Annotated in this window: 14 protein-coding genes; 11 read left to right on the top strand and 3 right to left on the bottom strand. The window is 47.8% G+C overall.

Translation table 11 applies throughout. From position 1 onward, the window contains the following. Positions 1 to 381: 381 nt before the first annotated feature. Positions 382 to 1,056: a peptidoglycan-binding domain-containing protein gene (locus NDI35_RS12860; protein ID WP_445313075.1), complete on the bottom strand. Its 675-nt coding sequence runs from the start codon at positions 1,054 to 1,056 to the stop codon at positions 382 to 384. Positions 1,057 to 1,320: 264 nt separating this feature from the next. Here NDI35_RS12860 and NDI35_RS12855 point away from each other — a divergent pair, with 264 nt between their 5' ends. The 4 genes from NDI35_RS12855 (at position 1,321) to NDI35_RS12840 (ending at position 7,496) form a co-directional block, all read left to right on the top strand. Beyond that, a complete protein-coding gene (locus NDI35_RS12855) occupies positions 1,321 to 3,249 on the top strand; it encodes an SdrD B-like domain-containing protein (protein WP_445313074.1) in 1,929 nt (642 codons plus the stop codon). Between the two features lie 545 nt (positions 3,250 to 3,794). After that, positions 3,795 to 6,236 carry an MSCRAMM family protein gene (locus NDI35_RS12850; protein WP_445313073.1) on the top strand — a complete coding sequence of 814 codons (2,442 nt, stop codon included), beginning with the start codon at positions 3,795 to 3,797 and terminating at the stop codon, positions 6,234 to 6,236. 66 nt (positions 6,237 to 6,302) lie between these two features. After that, on the top strand, positions 6,303 to 6,464 hold the full coding sequence (locus NDI35_RS12845; protein ID WP_445313072.1) for a hypothetical protein: 162 nt from the start codon (positions 6,303 to 6,305) through the stop codon (positions 6,462 to 6,464). Between the two features lie 171 nt (positions 6,465 to 6,635). Beyond that, positions 6,636 to 7,496 (top strand): SDR family oxidoreductase, encoded by an 861-nt coding sequence (locus tag NDI35_RS12840; RefSeq protein ID WP_445313071.1) that lies wholly within the window; start codon positions 6,636 to 6,638, stop codon positions 7,494 to 7,496. Positions 7,497 to 8,015: 519 nt separating this feature from the next. Here the strand turns inward: NDI35_RS12840 and NDI35_RS12835 are convergent. Further along, a complete protein-coding gene (locus NDI35_RS12835; RefSeq protein WP_445313070.1) occupies positions 8,016 to 9,044 on the bottom strand; it encodes a hemerythrin domain-containing protein in 1,029 nt (342 codons plus the stop codon). A 302-nt stretch (positions 9,045 to 9,346) separates the two neighbouring features. On the opposite strand from NDI35_RS12835, the gene NDI35_RS12830 reads away from it, so the two are divergent. Further along, the gene (locus NDI35_RS12830; RefSeq protein WP_445313069.1) at positions 9,347 to 10,612 is read left to right on the top strand and encodes a M16 family metallopeptidase; all 1,266 of its coding nucleotides are present in this window, start codon (positions 9,347 to 9,349) and stop codon (positions 10,610 to 10,612) included. Between the two features lie 281 nt (positions 10,613 to 10,893). Continuing rightward, positions 10,894 to 12,162: a M16 family metallopeptidase gene (locus tag NDI35_RS12825; protein WP_445313068.1), complete on the top strand. Its 1,269-nt coding sequence runs from the start codon at positions 10,894 to 10,896 to the stop codon at positions 12,160 to 12,162. Between the two features lie 353 nt (positions 12,163 to 12,515). Here NDI35_RS12825 and NDI35_RS12820 read toward each other — a convergent pair whose 3' ends face one another. Beyond that, a complete protein-coding gene (locus tag NDI35_RS12820) occupies positions 12,516 to 14,780 on the bottom strand; it encodes a patatin-like phospholipase domain-containing protein (RefSeq protein WP_445313067.1) in 2,265 nt (754 codons plus the stop codon). A gap of 625 nt (positions 14,781 to 15,405) precedes the next feature. Between NDI35_RS12820 and NDI35_RS12815 the strand changes: the two genes are divergently transcribed. The 5 genes from NDI35_RS12815 (at position 15,406) to NDI35_RS12795 (ending at position 21,306) form a co-directional block, all read left to right on the top strand. Further along, positions 15,406 to 17,226 carry an efflux RND transporter periplasmic adaptor subunit gene (locus NDI35_RS12815; protein ID WP_445313066.1) on the top strand — a complete coding sequence of 607 codons (1,821 nt, stop codon included), beginning with the start codon at positions 15,406 to 15,408 and terminating at the stop codon, positions 17,224 to 17,226. 304 nt (positions 17,227 to 17,530) lie between these two features. Further along, positions 17,531 to 18,796 carry an ABC transporter permease gene (locus NDI35_RS12810; protein WP_445313065.1) on the top strand — a complete coding sequence of 422 codons (1,266 nt, stop codon included), beginning with the start codon at positions 17,531 to 17,533 and terminating at the stop codon, positions 18,794 to 18,796. Positions 18,797 to 19,163: 367 nt separating this feature from the next. Then, positions 19,164 to 19,499: a cation:proton antiporter subunit C gene (locus tag NDI35_RS12805; protein WP_015176833.1), complete on the top strand. Its 336-nt coding sequence runs from the start codon at positions 19,164 to 19,166 to the stop codon at positions 19,497 to 19,499. Continuing rightward, a complete protein-coding gene (locus tag NDI35_RS12800; protein WP_445313064.1) occupies positions 19,496 to 20,926 on the top strand; it encodes a cation:proton antiporter in 1,431 nt (476 codons plus the stop codon). Before NDI35_RS12805 ends, NDI35_RS12800 begins: the two co-directional genes overlap by 4 nt. Next, positions 20,923 to 21,306 carry a Na+/H+ antiporter subunit E gene (locus tag NDI35_RS12795; protein ID WP_445313063.1) on the top strand — a complete coding sequence of 128 codons (384 nt, stop codon included), beginning with the start codon at positions 20,923 to 20,925 and terminating at the stop codon, positions 21,304 to 21,306. The genes NDI35_RS12800 and NDI35_RS12795 overlap by 4 nt, the downstream gene beginning before the upstream one ends. Positions 21,307 to 21,329: the final 23 nt, after the last annotated feature.

The raw sequence follows: 21,329 nt of genomic DNA, 5'->3' as shown, positions 1-21,329 counted from the left end.
CTTCTGTGTTTGATTGTGCGATCGCAACTTTTGATTCATGCAATAGCCTCAAGCTATCTAACAAATACCGATCGCAATGTCAACCTTTCTTTGCTAATAAGCTACACGGTTCAGGCGTTGCCTGCGAACTAGAGCCGATCGGGACAAATACTCTAATTCCAAAATTTTTATCCAAGTTTTTTGTGCTTCTTGGTTTTGCCCCTCATGTTTTTAAGTTAACACCAACTGCGCGCCTAAAAACACTTTGTTTACCAAACTTGACACTTTTTGATGTGATGAAATACTTCCAAAAGCGATTATTAACAATTTGTACGATCGCCCGTTGGCGAAGCCCTCGAGGAGGATCGCGCAATGTGTATAGTCGGCACTATTGGCTTGCTGTCAACGCAGCAGAGCTTCCCAAGTTGCGCGGCCGACAATGCCGTCTGCTGGCAGTTGATATTGTCGCTGAGCCGCCTTGACAGCAGCTTGAGTTTCCGGGCCGAAAACGCCGTCAGCACTCACCCGCAAAAATCCCTTGGCCCGCAGCCGTTCTTGCAAATCTCTGACTGCCCGCCCCCGCATTCGTCTTCTCAAAACCGGAAAATTGGTTAGCTGCGCTTGGGGGTTAATCTCTGAGTTGTCGGGATTTACAGGATCGTTAGCGATGGGGTTCTCGATCGCGCTAGCTGCAGGAAACAGCCGATTCCAAGTATCTTGACCGACTATGGCGTCGGGAGGCAGACCTGCTGCTTCCTGGAACTGAGACACAGATCTAGCGGTGCTTTGTGAGAAAATCCCGTCTACAGTGTCAGGGTAAAAGCCCAATAATTTAAGAGCAGCTTGGAGTTCGATCACTTCCGACCCTCGGCTACCCAATTTGAGCGTGGGGCGGACGATCGCACCTGTTTGGGCGATCGAGCTATTGCTGTTACTCTGTTCGGAGGTAGGTAGCTGTGCGACAGCAGGAGTAGGGGCGATCGAGCCTATTGCCAATAAACCGCACAAACTCCAGCCGAAGAGCAAACTCGGAACCTCGCGGGCTTTATTCCAGCTTGCTGTCAAGTTTTGGGACATTGGGAATTCGACCTCTGCAAAACTGGTAGCGATCGTACATCAAATCTGGAAAAAATTGCGAATTTCGGCATAGGGAATTGGGCAGAAGGCATTAACTGATTCCCTGGCTATGTCTGCGAACCAGTTAACTCAAAACTCACAACTTTCTCCCCTTCCCTTTCCTAAAAATAATTTATCCCTCTCAAATAGCTGCAATTGGCAAAAAAACTGCTAGATTGCCCTACAGAAAACATTGAACCGCGTTCATTGGGCCCCAGCAACACCATGTCCGAATTCAGAACCGCCAGCCAAATAGACATCGGCAACGTCAACATCGGGAACTTCCAAGTCGGCAGCATCAGCGGCACCAAATACAACGACTTCAACGCCAACGGCCTCCCAGATCCCGGAGAAGTCCCCATTCCCAACTGGCAAATCTACCTCGACCTCAACAACAACGGCCAGCCAGAATTTAACGAACCTTCCACCCTCACAAACCCGCAAGGCAACTACATCTTCGCCAACCTGCCGCCGGGAACTTACCAAGTTAGGGAAGTCCAGCAGCCGAACTTTCGCCAAACTACCCCAAATCCCGCACCCATCACAATTACCAGCGGGACAAACGTTGGCAATATCAATTTTGGCAACAACTTTAACGCAGGGACGATCGCAGGCACAAAATTCAACGACATCAACAACAACAGCAGCCGAGATCCCGGGGAACAAGGGCTAGCTAACTGGCAAATTTACCTCGATCTCAACCGCAACAACAGGCTAGACGGCGGCGAACCTGTTACTTTGACAAATTTTGAAGGCAATTACGCTTTTGTCAATATTCCTGCAGATACATATTTGGTGAGAGAAGTCCAGCAACCAGGTTTTCTCCAAACCACGCCTGACCCTGGGCCGATTAACGTTACTTCCAACGCCACTGTCAACAACATCAATTTTGGGAATGTCTTTTTTGTCGGCAGCATCAGCGGTGTCAAGTTCAACGACCTCAATGCCAACAGCGTCCGAGATGCGACAGACCCCCCTCTGCCCAACTGGCCAATTTACCTCGACCTCAACGGCAACAGCAGCTTTGATCCGGGCGAACCCAACACCATCACAAACCCGCAAGGCAACTACACTTTTGCCAATGTTTCTCCCGGCCGGTATTTGGTGAGGGAAGTCCAGCAACCTGGATGGGTACAGACTACGCCAAATCCAGGCCCGATCGACATCACCGGCAATACCAACGCTGTCGGCGTCAATTTCGGCAACAATTTTCCTACCGGCAGCATCAGCGGCTTCAAGTTCAACGACCTCAACGCTAACGGCATCAACGAACCGACGGAACCGAGAGTTGCCAACTGGCCGATTTACCTTGATTTCAACAACAACGGCAGTTTAGATCCGGGCGAACCTTCGACTTTAACCAACCCCGAAGGTAATTTCTCTTTTATCAATTTGCCTCCAGGGACCTATGTGGTAAGGGAAGTCCCGCAGCCCGGTTTTCTACAAACCACGCCCAATCCGACTCCGCTCACCGTGGGCAACGGCACGAATGCCACTAATCTCAGCTTTGGTAACGTGTTGGTGACGGGCACGATCAGCGGTGTGAAATTTAACGATTTTAACGCCAACGGCCGCCTAGATCCCGGGGAACCGCCGATCGCCAACACTCAAATTTACATCGACCTCAACAACAACAGCAGTTTAGATCCGGGCGAAGCGAGTACCTTAAGCGACCTTCAGGGCAATTACAGTTTCCGCAATGTTCCGGTAGGTAGTTATGTTGTCCGCGAAGTTCCGCCGCCGGGTTTCATTCTAACTACTCCGCCTGCGGTGGTTGTTGTCTCGGCAGAGATTCGGGCTAGCAGCATCGATGTGGTGACGGGAGATTTGGTGACGGGAGAGGCTGAGGGTAGGTCGGCTAAATCCTTGGGCGACCCGCTGACGGATGCCAGAAACTATGCGGGCGAACCTGCAGGCAAGATTGGGCCGGATAGCTTGCTTTTGAGTCAGGCTCGTGATAGTGATCAAATTAGTAATTTTTGGGTTGATCTACCTTTTGCGAATTTAGCCAGTATTCCTAACTTTGGGCAACAGAATTTAGGTCTGGAGCCTAATGCACAAATTGGGGAACTTGTCAACAAAAATGAATTAATTAAAGGGGCGATCGGGAACTCGGTCAGCACTGTGGCGGCGAGAGATTTATCGGTTATGTAGGGTGACACAAAACTCGATCGCCCCGCATCCCAAACCGCAGATAAAAATTAGGAAGAGGTTAAAGGGCGATCGCGTGATACCCTATTGTTGGCAACCTCCAACGCATAGCCAGAGTTCCGGGAAGCCCAAACCTGGCTTGTATATGAGGAGCAAGATTCAGAGGCAGTATCATACCTGTTTTTAGGAATTATCAGACAATTCCCCAAGTGCGATCGCCCTCGTGGCCAGGTCGCTCAATTCACCGAGGTTCAGTGAATCTTAACGTTGTTCCAGCTCTAAACAGCAAGTGTCCACGGGCAGAAGAACTCAGGGCGCAAATCTTGAAGATATTGCGCTCAAATTGCCACAGCTATTCAAAACCTGATATAATCTCGTGCGACAAAGCTGGAGTAAGCCTGATGTTAGATGAGGAACCTTCGAGCAACGTAGACGTATGTATGATTGAGTAGCGATCGTCAGTCGCTAGCAGCAGCTAACTGCTGATTGACAAAGTGATACAGTAGCCTGTAGCTTACGTAGATTTAGGTGTGAAGGAAAAGAAAATCATGACAGACCAAATAAGAGCTAGTCAGGTAACTCCTGTATTACCCCCAGTAGTGCTACCGCCAACCATCAATTTTGGCAACGCTCCTGCGGGTATCCAGGGTACCAAGTTCAACGACCAGAACCGCAACGGCATTCGAGAGCCAGGCGAACCGGGACTCCCCAACGTCCAAATCTTTATTGACACCAATAACAACGGCACTGTCGAGCCAGGTGAACCCTCGACGTTGACCAACGCCAGCGGAAACTTCGTATTTCCAGGCTTGCTTCCAGGCACCTATACTGTCAGGGAAATCCCGCCACCCAATTTCACCCCGACAACGGCAAACCCAGTCGTCGTCACCCTTGCCGGCATTAATGCCACAGTGTTGTTCGGTAATGCTACAGGTGGCAGTGAGATTATTGGCTGCAAATACCTCGATGTAGACAACGACGGCTTTCGAGACGGGAGTGAACCCCCGATGGAAAACGTCAGAATCTATATCGATTCCAACAACAACGGTCAGCTAGATGCAGACGAACCCACTACCTTAACCGATAGAAACGGCGAGTACCGATTCCGCAATTTGCAGCCAGGGCTTTACCGGATTCGGGAAGAGCGCGCCAACGGGCCGGGCACTGAACCGTTAGAAAGAGATTTTCCCCAAAGCACCCCCCCCGACAGCACCCCCCTGCTTGACATTAACCTCGGCCTCAACGAAATCTGGGCCTGCGCTCAAGTGGGCAACACTCCCCTGTACGAAATCCCGATATTCAAATTCCGAGACGACAACGCCAACGGCATACAAGACTCCGGCGAAGTTGCCCTCTCCGGCATCCCGTTCATCCTCGATTTGAACCGGAACGGCAGGACAGACGCGGGCGAACCGCAGGTCTTCACTGGCCCTGATGGTAGGGCTACCTTCAGAGATTTGAAAGCTGGCAGCTACTCGGTATTGGAAACCTTTGAAACATTCATAGCCAACCAGCCGCCAATTAACACTACCGAGAACCCGGTAGAAGTCACAGCCCCTGGGGATCTATCGCGACAGCAGGGAACGCTGCCTTTCATAGTAGCTGATCCAACAGTTCCAGGCGGTCAGCGGATCGTTTCGGCGAACTTCCCGCCCCCGTTCCCGCCGGTCAACCCGGAACCCGCAGTCTTCTTCACCCCGATTTTGGTAAATCCAGGTAGCGGTGCTGTCGGGAATACGCGCCCTAACATCACGATCTTCAAATACAACGATCAGAACGCTAACGGTCGTTACGAACCGGGCAACACTCCACAAGAAGTAGGAATTCCCGGCATCACTGTCTACCTTGATGCCAACGACAACGGCGCCCTCGACACAGGGGAACAGTCGCTAGTAACTGATGCCAACGGGCGCGGTGCTTTCACCAACCTGGAACCGGGCAATTATGTGGTTCGGGAAGTGCCACAAGCTGGTTTTAGTCCTACTACTCCGGATCGGGTGCAGTTCAACCTCAGCACTCAAGATGCCAACGTTGTCTTTGGCAACACCCCCAACAGCCGGATTACTGGGTGCAAATTCCAAGACTTGAACGGCAACGGCTACCGAGACGGCTTTGAAACGCCGATCGCAGGGGTCACAATCTACCTCGACAGCAACGGTAACGACGCCCTTGATGCCGGAGAAGCAAGTACCGTCAGCGATCAGTTCGGCCGCTGGGAGTTTGGCAATTTGACCCCCGGTATTTACCGAGTCCGGGAAGTTGTGCCTTCCAATTCTTTCCAAACTACTCAACCACTGGACATCGTTCTGGGCGCAAACCAAACGTTTACTTGTGCTTTGGTGGGCAACGGCCAGTTCTTTAACTTGATAGTTCCCAAATTCCGGGACGACAACCGCAACGGCCTGCAAGATCAGGGTGAGCCTCCTTTGCAAGACATCCCGTTCACCTTGGATTTGAACAACAATGGCCGCTACGATGCTGGTACCGAGCCTCTGGTAAGGACTGATGCCAATGGTATTGCCCTGTTCACCAATATAGCTCCAGGCAACTACTCGGTATTGGAAGTTTTCAACGCTCCAGGTGTTCCCAACCCGTTCCCCATTCCGACAGGGCCTAACCCTGTTACGTTCTCGGTGCCGGGGCCAAATACTTTTGTAACGCCGATCGTAGCGACACCAGTACAGACAACAGACCTAACTGGTGCTAGCACCGATCCGTTGACTGGCGGCACGGGTGTGGTAACTGCTTCTAGCATCCCCGATCCCGATGAGCTGAATAACTTCGACCCTTCAGCGGCGGCTCTGGTGAAAGCTAGCAGCGTCGATAACTCGATCGTACTTGATGATGCTGGTGTGGCTTATGTTGATAATTTCGCCGCTTTCTTGAAAGAGTCGGCGGAGGGTTTGATCGACTCGTTTTTAAAAGCTCAGGAGCGTGACGATGAATCATTGTTCGTCGTTCCTCCTCAGCCTACGAATTCGCTGCTTTAATCTTAAGTTAGGTCTCTAGTTTGAGACTCAGCAATTAGCAACTAGCTTGTTAAAACTGCACGTCAAATGATGTTTTGGCGTGCTTTTTACTATTTTGACAATAATTTAGAGGCTCGCGCGGCGGGTTTATCAATTTCTTTAATTACCGGAAATATTTTTCGTGAAACCCGCCTCTACAACAAATATATCGCGATGCTCGTAGGGGCGCGTTTTACCGACAATATTTGAGGAAAACTCACAATTTATATAAACCAGCCCTCCACAATCATGGGCTCGGCTGACGGGTTTATTTATATCTTTAATTACTGTCTTTAGTGGTAGGGCGCGATCGGCAAAAAGAGCGATTCCCTAGTTACAGAAAACCTTTATTTATAGAGGTAGAACTTAGAGGAATTTTTTATGCCAACCGAACAGAAGATTAATCCGGCTCAACATCAAGAACAGCAACCCGGTATAGAATCCCAAATGACTCCGCAACCTCAATCCTTCGCCGAGGGATATCGCGGTAGCGACAAATTGCGGGATAAAGTAGCCTTAATTACCGGCGGAGACAGCGGTATCGGGCGTGCAGTGGCGATCGCCTTTGCCAAAGAAGGCGCTAACGTGGTCATCAGCTATCTTAACGAAGATGATGATGCCAAAAAAACCAAAGAGGCGATCGAACAACAAGGCCGGCGCTGTATTGCGATCGCCGGCGACATCGGCGACGAAAACGTTTGTCAAAACCTTGTAGAACAAACAGTTAAAGAATTTGGTAGCCTCGACATCCTCGTCAACAACGCCGCCGAACAGCATCCACAAGAAAGCATAGAAAACATCACCGCCGAACAATTAGAGCGCACCTTCCGCACCAACATTTTCTCGATGTTTTATCTCACCAAAGCCGCTCTCAAACACCTCAAAGAGGGAAGTGCAATTATCAACACTACCTCTGTCACCGCCTACAAAGGCAATCAACAATTGCTAGATTACTCCTCCACAAAAGGAGCAATTGTTGCCTTTACCCGCTCTTTGTCTCAAAGTTTAGCTGAGAAAGGAATTCGCGTCAACGGAGTCGCCCCCGGCCCGATTTGGACGCCTCTAATTCCTGCAACTTTCCCTGAAGAAAAAGTGGAGAAATTTGGTGCAGACACGGCCTTGGGACGCGCCGGTCAACCCGATGAAGTTGCCCCCAGCTTCGTGTTTTTAGCTTCAAAAGATTCGTCTTACATGACTGGTCAAATTTTGCATCCCAACGGCGGATCTGTGATTAACGGATAGATTTGTGGCGATTTGAGATATCAATAACCGCATTTTGTGGGGGCGACTTTCACCCACACCTTCTGACTATAACTCACAATCTAAATAAACCCGCCCACACAACCACGTTACCTAGGGCGGGTTTATTCATTTTTTTAGTTATATTCAATCTGCTAGCATTATCGGGTGTAAAATCCAGTCAACACTGATACCCACTCTGCTTCGCCGAAGGGTCAACCATCACGGACGGTGCAACCGAAATTGATACAATTAATCTGCGTTAATCTGTGTTTATCTCCCCTCATCTGCGGCAAAAAAAAAGAATTGCTGAACCGCAGATGACCAGGGATTGACGCTGATTCACGCAGATTAAAAGAATAGATGAATGAATAATTCCGATGCTAACAGATTTGATATTAGTGTTTGAACATTGGTGAGTTTACACAAAACAGTAATCCCGCCACGTTAGTAGCGGGATTGATAGGTTGCAGTTTACCTAGTTTGGAGCTCACCTAGAGCTACAATTAGCTCGCTGCTAAATTAGCTCATCTTAGCCATTTCTTGCTGGATGGTGCTTTTGGCTGCTTTGAATTGAGTAGCCATTTGTTCCATTTGTGCTTCGCTCAAGTTGCGGCGAATTTGAGGGAACATATCGTTTTCTTCTTCTTTTACGTGATCTTGAACCGCTGTTTGGAGCTGTTTGATTTGGGCTTTGAACTCAGGAGAACTCGGACTCATTGACTTAATCTTGGCGAGCATTTGCTTCATTTCTGCTTGCTCGTCGTAAAGTTCTTGAGTGTTGCTGTAGTAGCTGCGAATTGCTGGGTAAACAACTTGTTCTTCGGCTTCGGCGTGAACGCTGAGGTCTTTGTAAAGTTGACCGAAGAATTCTTGTAGTTTTTGAGGATCGTCGGTGCTTGCGATTTCCATAAATAGGGTATCGGCTTTGCGGTGATCCATTGAGATGATTTCGGTGATGTTCATCTCATCTTTGCTGCGGGTAACTGCACCGCCGATGATGCCGGTCATGGCTGCCATTGCATCTTGCACGCGAGCCCAAACGCCTTGGTCGGGGTCTTTGCCGGTCAGTTCGCGCACTCCTAAAATTTCGAGAACTCCTTTGAGTTGTTCTTGGTGAGCGCGGTTTTCAAAGTTAACTGTATTGAGCGGGGTAATGGCAGCTTCGATGTCGGCGCCGACTACTTGAGCAGCTTTGTGAATTAACAAACCACTCATTGTTTGTTTGTGTTTAAGCAGTTCGTGCTGAGCGACTTTTTCAAACATGGTGAGTTCAGAACCTTGCATGAGTTTCTGAACTTCTTCAATCATTTTTGTAGTGGTTTCTTTGGGCTCGGTTTGAATGCCGTATTGCACGATCGTGGTTTCTAATACGCCCAAGTTTTTGCGATCGTCTTCGAGCATATCCCGGAAGCGCTGGGCTAGTTCGGAGTCGTTGCAGGAATTGATGAACAATTGCTCGTTGGCGATCAACAGGTTTTGCAGCGCTTTCATGTCTGCTAATTTAGTTGCGATCGCTTGGCGCTTAGTATCTTCTAGAGTAGCTACCATCTGTCGTTTCTCCTCTCAATGTCTTTAGTGTTCTTACATCTCTTAATTTATTGATATATTCTGATAACATCCTCTTTCTCGCGACTGATTCATTAATATCCCGCGCAACCTATTGACTTTTGAGCAAAAAAAGGGTAAGTATTTGAGACTGCTTGAAAAAAAGCAAAAACCAAAAAACAACAGATGAGTAAGGATGAATGGCAGATGAGTGATGATTTCTGTATCAATTAATCCCGATCGCATAGCTGGAAAGCGCTACCATAGTTGCAGCCGAAGTTAACTAAAGTTTAAGAATAACTAGCTTGTCTCAACTGCTCACTGCTTTAGAGTTCCCAGCCAATGTCTGGAAGCTGAATAATGGGTTAACGGTCATTCACCAGCGGATTTCGGCCACACCGGTGGTCGCGCTAGACGTGTGGGTGAGGGCTGGCGCTACGCTGGAGCCGGATTCTTGGTCGGGAATGGCTCATTTTCTAGAACACATGATATTTAAAGGGACGGATTCGATCGCCCCTGGAGAATTTGACCAGGTAATCGAAAATCGCGGCGGTGTCGCCAACGCAGCTACAAGTCACGACTACGCCCATTTTTTCGTCAACGCTGCGGCCGATTATTTAGCAGAAACAGCGCAGCCACTGGCAGAATTGCTGCTGCGGGCTTCGATTCCGGATCGGGAATTCGATCGCGAGCGAGATGTGGTGCTAGAAGAAATCCGTCAAGCTCAAGACAATCCAGATTGGCTGGGTTTCCAAGCCATGATGGAAACAGTTTACCAGCGCCATCCCTACAGGCGATCGGTACTCGGCACGGAAGAACTGCTGATGTCCCGAACTCCCTACGAAATGCGCTGTTTCCACCGATCGCACTATCAGCCGGAAAATATGACTGTGGTGGTAGTGGGGGGAATTGATGAACAACAGGCCAGAGATGTTACGGAGAAAGCATTTGAGCAGTTTTCCGATCGGTGGGATTGTCCCAAATTAACCGCAGAGGCGGAACCGCCACTGATAGAAATTCGCCGTCAGGAACTCTGTCTCCCCCGATTGGAACAAGCGCGGCTAATGATGGCCTGGACGGGCCCGGGAGTTGAACACTTGCAAAGTGCTTGCGGCTTAGATTTGCTGTCGGTGTTGCTTGCAGACGGGCGGACTTCGCGTTTAGTCAGGGAACTGCGGGAAGAATTACAATTGGTAGAGGCCATCGACAGCACTTTCTCGCTGCAACGGGAATCGAGTTTATTTACTATCAGTGCAGTCTTGGACGCGAAGGATGTCGAAGAGGTGGAATCTCGGATTTGCGATCGGCTTTGGCAATTGCAGTCTGAGCCGGTTTCCGAGGTAGAATTGCTCCGCTGTAAGCGTTTGCTGTGCAACGATTTTGCTTTCTCGCTTGAAACGCCGGGACAGCTAGCCGGTCTTTACGGATATTACAATACGATCGCCACTGCGGAATTAGCGCTCAGCTATCCCACCAGGATTAAAGCATTTGGGCCCTTAGACCTCCAGCGCCTAGCTCAACAATATCTCTCTCCCCGACGCTATACAGCCGTGGTACTCAAACCAATCTAATTGGTAAACGGGTGAAAATACATATATTTTGGGTACCGGAGAGATGTTGGGCATTTGTCCGGGGTTCTTTGTGCTTGTGGCGCACCCTACGGGATAGATGTTGTTACATTTAGATGTTGTGGGTCAGGCCCTGCCCGGTATGACATCATACAAGATCCGCATGGAAAATAGAAAAATGGCAATCAAGTAATTACCAATTACCAATTACCAATTACCAATTACCCATTTTCAATTACCAATACTTCAGCTACTCTCAGTACAAGTTCCCAACTAAATTCACCATGAAAAATGAAATCCAGCGCACGGTTTTAGACAACGGTATTGTTGTCTTAGCAGCAGAAAATCCAGCAGCAGATATTATTGCAGCTAGGATATTCCTGCAGGCCGGCAGTCGCTACGTGCAGCCGGAACAAGCAGGATTGTGTCACTTGCTGTCGGCGGTAATGACTAAGGGAACCGATCGGCTGTCTTCGCTGGAAATTGCCGAGCGTGTAGAATCGGTGGGAGCGAGGTTGAGTGCCGACTCTACTACAGACTATTTTTTAGTGAGTTTGAAGACGGTTTCTGCGGATTTTGAGGAGATTTTGGAGTTGGCGGCGCAATTGACGCGATCGCCCAATTTCCCGGAAGCTGAAGTCGAACTCGAACGGCGCATTGCCATATCGGCAATTCGATCGCAGCAAGAACAGCCATTTGCAATCGCCTTCGAGCAATTGCGGCACTCGATGTACCAGGAACACCCCTATGCTTTCTCTCCCTTGGGCACGGAAGCTACTATGTCAAAACTCACCAGAAACGAGCTCGAACAGTTCCACAAAACCTATTTCCGTCCCGATAATGTAGTTATTGCTGTAGCCGGCAGAATATCGACCGAAGATGCGATCGCCCTGATCGATCGAACTTTTGGGGACTGGAAAGCGCCTTTAACACCCTTACCAATTTTAAACGTCCCCCCCCTGTACCCCTCCCCTCAATCGGTCGTTACGGCGCAAGATACGCAGCAATCAGTGATTATGCTGGGCTACCTCGCACCCTCTGTCAGAAATCCCGACTATGCAGCGATTAAGTTGCTGAATACTTATTTGGGTAACGGTTTGTCGAGCCGATTGTTTGTGGAATTGCGGGAAAAGCGGGGCTTGGCTTACGACGTTTCGGCGGTCTACGCGACGCGCTTGGACACGGCACAGTTTGTGGTGTACATGGGTACTGCACCGGAAAATACGGCGACTGCTTTTGAAGGATTGCGCGCAGAAGTCGATCGACTCGCCAACGCCGAACTAAGCGAGGAAGAATTGCAAGCTTGCAAGAATAAAATGCTCGGTCAATATGCTTTAGGAAAACAAACTAATTCGCAAATTGCCCAAGTTTTAGGCTGGTACGAAATTTTGGGATTGGGAATTAAATTTGACCAGCAATTTCAAGAAGAAATTGCACAGGTGACAGCTTCACAAGCGCGGGATGCTGCTAAGAAATATTTTGTAGAACCGTATGTTTCTTTGGTGGGCCCGGAGGCAGCGATTACACAGTTGGTGGTGGCGGCTGTTTGTTGAGTAGGAAATTGGCGATCGAACTTGTGAAAAGTTCGATCGATGCGATCGCAGATAAAAAAATTTTTCGCTTAACAATTATTTGTGTTTTGCGATCGCTTTTAACCTTTCCAAACTTAACAACAAAGCCAACTATTATTGCTGGCCTTATCTAGAACTGACACCGACAAGCTCAACGGACTTTTCGTTGTTAGTATAACGTTCCGGTTGAGCTGTTGCAAATAACACTCGTAGCACCACCAGCAACTTTCAACAATCCGCTCCAACCGAATTGTTAGGTTGCGCCGTTAGCTTAAGGATTCCACGATCCCGCGCTAAATAGACAGTAGGTGTAGATTGCTAGACATGATCTGAATCTAACTCAAATCGTTGCCAATCGATGTGATCACACAAAGGTTATGATTGTCATCCATAACCACCCGACCGTTTGCAATGGCTTGTCGGAATTTTTTGATATCACAGGGTCTTGCTTTGGGGTCAGGTGTCTGCCGATCAATAAATTCCCTTGAGTGCTTAGAGATGAGCCAACCCAGAGGCAACTTAACTCCATCACCTGACTTTTTCAGGAACAAGGTTCTGAATTTATATTTGAGTGGATCATCAATCCCATCATTGACCGTGAACGTAGACAACTCAACAGCACTGCGGCTGCGGGACTTGCGCGCACTAAACAAGGCACGAACTGGCGATAAAACCTCGTTCAGTCCTTCACTCTTGAGTTGAGTTGTAGGCTCGTTAAATTGCCCATCAATTAAGGATAGGTAGACAATTTCAAAGGTTGTTCCGTAACCCTTAAGTCGCTGTAAGCTGCGCCCAATGTCCAAAGCGGTAGGAATACCAGAATTATCAAAATAACCGCCATCAGCCAAATGCAATTTACTTTTGTCCTTACTGCGTTGGTACCACCCTACAGGGGTGAAGTAGGGAAAACGAGCACTGAGGCCAGCCGCTGTACTCAGTTTCAAATCTAGATCGGGTTCATCAATAGCAATATTTTCTTTGTTGGGCAAGTTAATCTGAAAGGGGCTGATCACCAGGCGATCGCCAGTTTCGACAACAGTTGTGTTGAGAACCAGTGCAGGGGCGATGCCCTGGGGCTGCCAGTGTTGGTAAAAAGACTGCCGCAAGGGATTATCTTGATTTGGAAGAGACAGCTTATCCCAAGCTTTTTCAAACGCAACTTCCAGACCTCTTCCCCGATCCCAATCGTATATTGGGAAAAAGATAAATCGTTGAATCAGGTCAGGGAATAGCCCCATCGTTAGGAGGGGCGTAAGCAAGTCACTGCTAAACAGTTTGCTAGCCGTTTGGCTAAGGGATGTACCACTAATTCCACCAAATTTCACCAAACTTGAAAAGGCAGAAGCCCCCAAGCTACCGCCAGAAACACTACTGATTGCAAATATATGCTGAGGAAAACTTGGAAAATATTCTGTTAGCTTTGTGAAGGCTGTCGCTGCATGATAAGCGGCATAGATACCCCCACCTTGAGCCGCAGCGATATAGACAGGATAGGGTTTATTTGAGAATTGATCGAGATCGGGGCGATTAGCTAACCATTGCTGAAAACTAGATTCTAAAGCTGGAAGGACTGACTTTTCGGGTTTGCTAAATTGTCGAAAGCGATGATTGTCATTAAAATTAAAATTGCTAGAAACAACAATCAACACGATGAGAATCGTAATCCCAGGTATTTTGGTTTGCAGACCCCAGTCGTAAATTGTTGAAAAAACAACGACCACAATCGTCAATGATATTGCCACCACACTAATTGATCCCAGCAGATCGGGAAGAAATGTCGGAGGCATTATCAACCCTAATGCGAGGGATGCCAGCAGAGAAATTGAACAAGTCCTAACAACTGCAATTCGTGATTTTAGCGTGTGTTGCCAAGAAAACAGCGCCACATTAAAAAATACGAGCAACAGAAAAACAGCAACTAAACCAAAAGATAACTGTGAATCTTTTGCTGCCACGATCATAGGCAAAGATAAAACAATAAAAACAAAGCAGGCTAGATTAACAAAGATATTTTCAAATCTTTGCCCAAATAGACCTTCCCCCTTCTTATTAGAGGCAAAGGAACCTAGGTACTTTGAGTCTTTTAAAAGTTCAATACGTTTTATTATTAAATAAGATAAAATTCCTAATAAAACTATATTGCTAAACATCCACCCTAGCAAAAAAAAATTGGGAGTAGGATCTGATAAGTTCTGCAATGTTTTTTGGGTAGCCCAAGTGCCATAAGCAAGGCTACCCAGTGGTATAGCACCTAGCAAACGAGGTGCATTTTTGTATAAGCAATCGAATTTGGGCTTGTAGAATTCAGGAAGACGAGCTTCATAGCATTTTTCAAGTAAACGTGCCGCGAACCAGACACCAAGTGAAAGAAAAACAACCAATACTGTAGAAAAAACTGCCTGAGCTACATTATTATCGAAAGCAATTACACGATAGACCTCAATGGTTTGATCGATCTGGGTATAAAAATACCAAGATGCCACTGCAATTGTCAGAGGTACTCTTAAATATATCAAGAACTGCACGATGGGTTTAAGCTGGTTTTCAAACCAGTTAGAAATTATTTTAGTTAATTTATTTTTGTTATTAATTTTAGCCATATATCACTAACCAATGACTTTAAGGAACCCTTTCTATCTTGAAATAACTACAACCTAACGGCTAAATTGAACGGAAAACGATCGCCTCTGACTCAAACCTCAAATATTTCGATTTTGTCAGTTCTAATGATTCGTTATGCCTCGCTCGCTTAACAATTATTTATGCTTTGCGCTCACCGATAACTTCAGCTTGACTAAAATCATAGGTGTTTGTCCGCTCCAATGATTTGTTATACCTCGATCGCTTCAATAGTCCGGACTGTTTTTAGTTCTTAGGCTGAAACCCTCGATTTTCCGTTGGTAGTTCGATAGCCGAATCGCCTTGAAACCCTTATTCTACGGTTGGCAATCAAAAACTGTCCGAAGTATTGTTAACAATTATTTATGCTTCGCGATCGCCAGCCCAAAATGCTCACTCATCCCAAAATTCGTGGTGTGACACGCTCGCGGGTGCCGAAGGTGGGATCAAATTTAGCGTGAGGTTCTCTAGAGTCATGTTTATGTCGTCCAGGACTGTGAGTGACTTGACACCACCACGAACTAAAAAAGTTAGTCAGACTTCAATTGAACGTTTTCTGTTCCCGATCGGTCTAAATTCAAGACAGACCCATCAGGTCTAATTTATATGTACTTAGTAAAGCACTTTCAGATTAAAAAAGAGCTGACTCCCTGGCTTAGCGGACTCCTCGCCACTTCCCTGCTTGCAGGAGTCGGCTACACAGCTTACAGCCAACTCACAGTCAAATCCAGCCGCGAAACCAGGCGCAAGGAAAAAACCGTTGCTGTCGAAAGGGTGAACCTGCCGATTACAATTTCGGCAAACGGCACAATAGTGCCCGAACGTTCCGTTAACGTCAGCCCCAAAACTTCAGGAATGCTCAAAAGTTTGCTTGTCAATGAAGGAGATAGGGTTGAACAAGGGCAGATTCTCGCCTACATGGACGACTCCAACCTCCAAGGGCAACTTACCCAAACTCGCGGACAACTCGCAGCCGCCGAAGCAAACCTGGAAAAATTGGTCAACGGCACTCGATCGCAGGACATTGCTGTGGCTAAGGCGGTGTTAGCAGAACAACAGGCAAGTCTGGAAAAATTGCTCAACGGCAATCGAAGCCAAGACATTGCTGTAGCTGAGGCACAACTAGCTGAGCAACAGGCAACGCTGCAAAAATTGCTCAACGGCAATCGAACCCAGGATATTGCCGTAGCCGAGGCACAACTAGCTGAACAACAGGCAAATTTACAAAAATTGCTCAAGGGCAATCGGCCTGAAGACATCGCCCAAGCGATCGCCAAACTCAGAGATGCCGAATACGCCAAAAACCAAGCAGAGGAAGACTTTCAGAGAAATCAGGAACTCTATAATGCCGGAGCCATTGCTTTGCAAATTGTCAACAACTCCCGCACCGAGCGCGATCGAGCTCAAACGCAAGTCAGGCAAGCCGAACAAGCTGTAGCTTTGCTGCAAGCGGGTGCTCGCCCTGAAGAAATCGCTTCTGCGCGGGCTGCTGTGGAGCAAAAACGGCAAGCTTTGACCCTGGCGCGATCGGGCGCACGCCCGGAAGACATCGCAGCAGGGCGGGCTGCTGTGGAGCAAAAACGGCAAGCTTTGGCCCTGGCGCGATCGGGCGCACGCCCCGAAGACATCGCTGCGGGGCAGGCCGCCGTCGAGCAAAAACAGCAAGCTTTGGCGCTGCTAGAAGCTGGTTCTCGCCCCGAAGACATCGCCCAAGCCCGCGCCCAAGTTCTCGCCGCTAGAGGCAGCCTGCAAAGCGTTCAAGCGCTGATCGACGACACTGTGCTGCGGGCTCCTTTCACCGGCACTGTCACCCGCAAGTACGCCGATCCGGGCGCTTTTGTGACTCCCACGACTGCAGGTAGTGCGGTTTCTTCGGCGACTTCTTCTTCTATTTTGTCCTTAGCTTCAAAAAATCAATTAGTAGCAAACGTAGCAGAAACTAATATTTCTCAGATTCGGATCGGCCAGGCTGCGTCTATTCAAGCCGATGCTTTTGCGGGAAAGACTTTTGCAGGTAAAATCACTCAAATTTCGCCTCAGTCTATCGTCCAGCAAAATGTGACAAGTTTTGAGGTAAAAGCGGCAATTATTAATGATGATAAACAAATGCTGCGATCGGGCATGAATGTGAATGTTGAGTTTAAGGCCGGTGAACTCAAAAATGTTTTGGTAGTTCCGACTGCGGCAATTGTCCGCCAACAAAGGGAAACAGGGGTTTTTGTTCCCGGTGGAGAAGATGGTAAACCTGCTTTTATGCCGATTAAGACTGGTATAACGGTGGATGACAAGACGGAAGTGCGATCGGGTTTGAAAGGAAATGAAAAAGTGCTGCTTAGTTTACCCGCCGGATTGCGGCGTCGATCCCAAAATCCATCGTCGGGCCCGATTCCGGGTTTGCAACCGGGTGGCGGAACGCGCTTGCGTTAGTAGTCAGTCCGCGCAGTAGGGGCTAGTTGGTTCGTCGCAGAGTCCGTCAGGGATTGAAATCCCTGTCTCATAGCGAAAGTCCTCTGAAAGAGGACTGAAGAGTTAGTTGATCTACATCAGTTTCAGATGAATTTTCAGTCGGTTTCAACCGACTTTAGCTATGAGACGGGGGTTTCAACCCCCGGCGGATCGTGCCACAAATCATATCGTTTCCGGTTGCATCGTCAGGTGATAAATTAGGGGCCAATTTAGGCATAATTCTTAGAAGTTGCCACCAAATAACAAATAACAAATAACAAATAACATGAAATTAAAGACTCGCCCCCGCACCAACAAAATCTCTAATGTTCAAATCGCGTTCATGGCGACAGAGGCGCTGTGGAATAATAAGTTGCGTACCAGTTTAACTATGCTGGGCGTAATTATTGGGATATCTTCGGTAATTGCCATTACCTCGGTGGGACAGGGAGTACAAAAATCAACTGAAGAACAGTTAAAGGCTTTGGGTACGAATGTGCTGTTGGTTTTATCCGGCGCTTCGCGATCGGGCGGTGTCAGTCAGGGAAGCGGTTCTGCTACTACCCTTACTTGGGATGACGCTAGGGCGATTGGCAAACAAGCTCCCGCAGTTAAGGCGATTTCGGCTTATTTGCAGCGCCAAGTGCAAGTGGTTTATGGGGGACAAAATTCATTTACTTCGATTTTGGGAACGGATTTAAACTATCCAGATGTGAAGAACATTCAACCCCAAGAAGGACGGTTTTTTAACGAGGATGAATTGAATGCTGCTGAGCCAGTAGTTGTCCTCGGTTCTAAGGTGCGGGACGAACTTTTTGGAGCCGGAGCTAATGCGCTATCCTCCGATATTCGCATTCAGGGAAACCGCTACAAGGTTATTGGAGTGATGGAAAGCAAGGGGTCTGTAGGGGGAACCGATCAGGACGATCGAGTGTATATTCCCCTCAAAAATATGTCTTCGCGGATTGTGGGGAGAAATTCTTTAGCGGGGATTGCGATATCGGGTTTTTGGTTGGAAACTGCGGGCGAAGCGGATTTAGCGGATGCTCAATTTCAAGTAGAAAATATCATGCGCTTGCGCCACAATATTTATCCGCCACAACCGGATGATTTTCGAGTAGTAAATCAAGCTGAAATCGTTAATACTTTCAGCAATGTGATAGGTTTATTTACGGTGATGGTGGGCTCGATCGCCGGAATTTCTTTGGTGGTTGGCGGCATAGGTATTGCTAATATTATGTTGGTGTCTGTTGTGGAACGCACTAAGGAAATCGGGATTCGCAAAGCGGTAGGTGCTACTAATGCAGCAATTCTAATTCAATTTATGGCGGAATCTATTTTAGTTTCCACGGTGGGGGGAACGGCGGGTATTGGGTTGGGAATTGCGATCGCCTTTGGGGCCTCGACAGCATTCAAATTTCCGTTTGTGGTTTCTGTATGGTCGATCGCGGCGGGTTTTGGGCTATCCTTTACTGTAGGCTTATTGGCTGGAGTGCTACCGGCTCGGAATGCGGCTCGCTTAGATCCGATCGCAGCCTTGCGGAATGATTGAACTTAGTGATGTTCGCCCCAGTTAAATTGAACAGTCCTGGACGCAAGTATCACAATTAGAGTCCTGGACGCACGAGTGGTCTGATACCGCTTTTGATGGAAGATCAGACTTCGTTGTCGTAACGCGACTTAGACAAAAATTACATTAAAAATCGCTGCAAACAAAGACAGGTAAAGGGTTTGAGCTTAAAGGGGGTTCTATCCAGAGCTGACAAGGATTTCAGCTCTGACAGGGCATCAAACTCTTTCCCTTACCTAGACAGCTTTTCAGGTCTTTGAGGGGCTAGAAAATGTCTAAGTCTCATTAGAACTAATATACGTTTATTCAAATATAATAACCAAAACCCCTTATCCAACAAGCAATTTCCATGTTAGAAGCATTGGTATTGGCAACAGTATTTTGCGGATTTTTTGGTATCATCTTTAAAAAGAACCTGATCATGAAAATCGTCTGTATGGATGTCATGAGTACAGGGGTTATAGCCTATTACGTGGTGGTGGCATCGCGAGAAGGCTGGCTGACACCAATTATTTCAAAGGGGAAAAATGTCGCTTACGCCGATCCGGTGCCCCAGGCGGTGATCTTAACGGCGATCGTGATCGGCTTTTCGATTCAGGCTTTAATGCTGGTCAGTGTGATGAAGCTGGCACGAGATAATCCGACATTAGAAAGTAACGAAATCGAGATGAATAATACCCCATGAATACCCTGACGCTAGCCTGGATTGGACTCCCGTTTTTTGTCGGGTTTAGTATTTATTTGATTCCGAAGCTTGACAAGTATCTGGCAATATTCGGAGCGCTCGTATCTGCTGCCTATGCGTTCCTGCTTTTTGCTATCCCGTCAGCGGTGACGCTGGAATTACTGGATAATTTCAGTGTTACTTTGCTAGTCGATCGCTTGAGCGGCTTTTTCATCTTAACCAATGCCTTAGTCACAGCCGCGGTGATTATCTACTGTTGGCCCACAGATAAGACGGCATTTTTTTATGCACAGATTCTGATGGTACACGGCAGCCTGAATGCGGCCTTTGCCTCTACGGACTTTATCAGTTTATATGTAGGGTTAGAGGTCAGCGGCATTGCGGCGTTTCTCTTGATTGCCTATCCTCGCACCGATCGCTCGATTTGGGTAGCCTTGCGCTATCTATTTATTAGCAACACGGCAATGCTGTTTTATCTCGTAGGTGCCGTGCTGGTTTATAAGGCAAGTAATTCGTTTAGTTTTGCCGGCTTGGGTGCAGCGCCCCCAGAGGCGATCGCTCTGATCTTTATGGGACTCTTGGTTAAGGGAGGTGTGTTTGTATCGGGGTTATGGCTACCGTTAACTCACTCGGAATCAGAAACGCCAGTGTCGGCTTTGCTGTCAGGAATTGTCGTTAAAGCCGGGGTATATCCCCTCGTGCGCTGTGCGCTGATGGTGGAGGAGGTGGCACCCATCGTCCAAATCTTTGGCGTCGGGACGGCGCTGCTGGGGGTGTTCTATGCCGTTTTAGAAAAAGATAGCAAACGGATGTTGGCTTTTCACACGGTTTCGCAGTTGGGCTTTATCCTCGCTGCACCGTCTGTGGGTGGGTTTTATGCGCTGGCACACGGTTTGGTCAAATCGTCGCTGTTTCTGATTGCAGGATCGTTACCGAGTCGCAATCTGAAAGAATTGAAACAGAAGCCGATCGATACCAAGATCTGGATTGCCTTAGTCATAGCTAGCTTATCAATCTCTGGCTTTCCCATGTTGGTTGGCTTTGGGGCAAAGACGTTAACGGTGAAGAATTTGGGTTCCTGGCAAGCGATCGGGATGAATGTCGCAGCAGTCGGAACAGCAATCTCTTTTGCTAAATTCATCTTTCTACCCCGTGGCGGACAAACAGCAGTCAAACCCGGTTTTTGGCCTGCGGTTTTGCTGTTGCTAGCTGGGCTGATTGGAGCCAATGCTTTTGATCTTCAGGCTTATACGCTGGAAAATATGCTTAAGGCGATCGCCATCCTCGGCGTTGGTTGGTTAGCCTATTTTCTAATTTTTCAACGCACGGCAATCAAACTGCCACGTATGCTTGAAGAATTCGATCATTTGGTCGGTTTTATGAGCTTGATTTCGCTCCTACTATTCTGGATGGCATTACCAAAATGATTGGACAGCTAATATTAAGACTGACGATCTGGTTTCTACTTACTGCCGATTTTAGTTTGGCAAATATTGCGATCGGAATCATCATTGCTGCCCTGTTGCCGCGCAGCTACGCACCCTCGGAACCTTTGAGGGAATGGTTGGGGGTGTTGGGTAAAATCTTCATGGCGATTCCGATAGCTTATTTAGAAGCATTTGAACTTATCCTCCGTCCCCATAGGCACGAAGATGTGATCATGGAAAAAGTGCCAAATCATCGATCGCCCCTGCTGATCTTCCTAGATGTATTGCTGATCACTTTTACACCTAAAACTATTGTCGTAAAATACCACGAAGATGGTTTTTACGAAGTACACCGGGTTCGACGGACATCAAACACCTAGTTCAATTTGGTTGCTGAATGATT

This window comes from Microcoleus vaginatus FACHB-2002 (assembly GCF_040004035.1).
GTDB classification, from domain to species: Bacteria; Cyanobacteriota; Cyanobacteriia; order Cyanobacteriales; family Microcoleaceae; genus Microcoleus; species Microcoleus vaginatus_C.
This window is presented reverse-complemented; position numbering and strand designations above follow the sequence as displayed.

Bases quoted from the DNA above. Each gene is read 5' to 3' on its own strand.
- NDI35_RS12860 (WP_445313075.1), bottom strand. From the start codon at position 1,056: ATGTCCCAAAACTTGACAGCAAGCTGGAATAAAGCCCGCGAGGTTCCG.
- NDI35_RS12855 (WP_445313074.1), top strand. From the start codon at position 1,321: ATGTCCGAATTCAGAACCGCCAGCCAAATAGACATCGGCAACGTCAAC.
- NDI35_RS12850 (WP_445313073.1), top strand. From the start codon at position 3,795: ATGACAGACCAAATAAGAGCTAGTCAGGTAACTCCTGTATTACCCCCA.
- NDI35_RS12845 (WP_445313072.1), top strand. From the start codon at position 6,303: ATGATGTTTTGGCGTGCTTTTTACTATTTTGACAATAATTTAGAGGCT.
- NDI35_RS12840 (WP_445313071.1), top strand. From the start codon at position 6,636: ATGCCAACCGAACAGAAGATTAATCCGGCTCAACATCAAGAACAGCAA.
- NDI35_RS12835 (WP_445313070.1), bottom strand. From the start codon at position 9,044: ATGGTAGCTACTCTAGAAGATACTAAGCGCCAAGCGATCGCAACTAAA.
- NDI35_RS12825 (WP_445313068.1), top strand. From the start codon at position 10,894: ATGAAAAATGAAATCCAGCGCACGGTTTTAGACAACGGTATTGTTGTC.
- NDI35_RS12820 (WP_445313067.1), bottom strand. From the start codon at position 14,780: ATGGCTAAAATTAATAACAAAAATAAATTAACTAAAATAATTTCTAAC.
- NDI35_RS12815 (WP_445313066.1), top strand. From the start codon at position 15,406: ATGTACTTAGTAAAGCACTTTCAGATTAAAAAAGAGCTGACTCCCTGG.
- NDI35_RS12810 (WP_445313065.1), top strand. From the start codon at position 17,531: ATGAAATTAAAGACTCGCCCCCGCACCAACAAAATCTCTAATGTTCAA.
- NDI35_RS12805 (WP_015176833.1), top strand. From the start codon at position 19,164: ATGTTAGAAGCATTGGTATTGGCAACAGTATTTTGCGGATTTTTTGGT.
- NDI35_RS12800 (WP_445313064.1), top strand. From the start codon at position 19,496: ATGAATACCCTGACGCTAGCCTGGATTGGACTCCCGTTTTTTGTCGGG.
- NDI35_RS12795 (WP_445313063.1), top strand. From the start codon at position 20,923: ATGATTGGACAGCTAATATTAAGACTGACGATCTGGTTTCTACTTACT.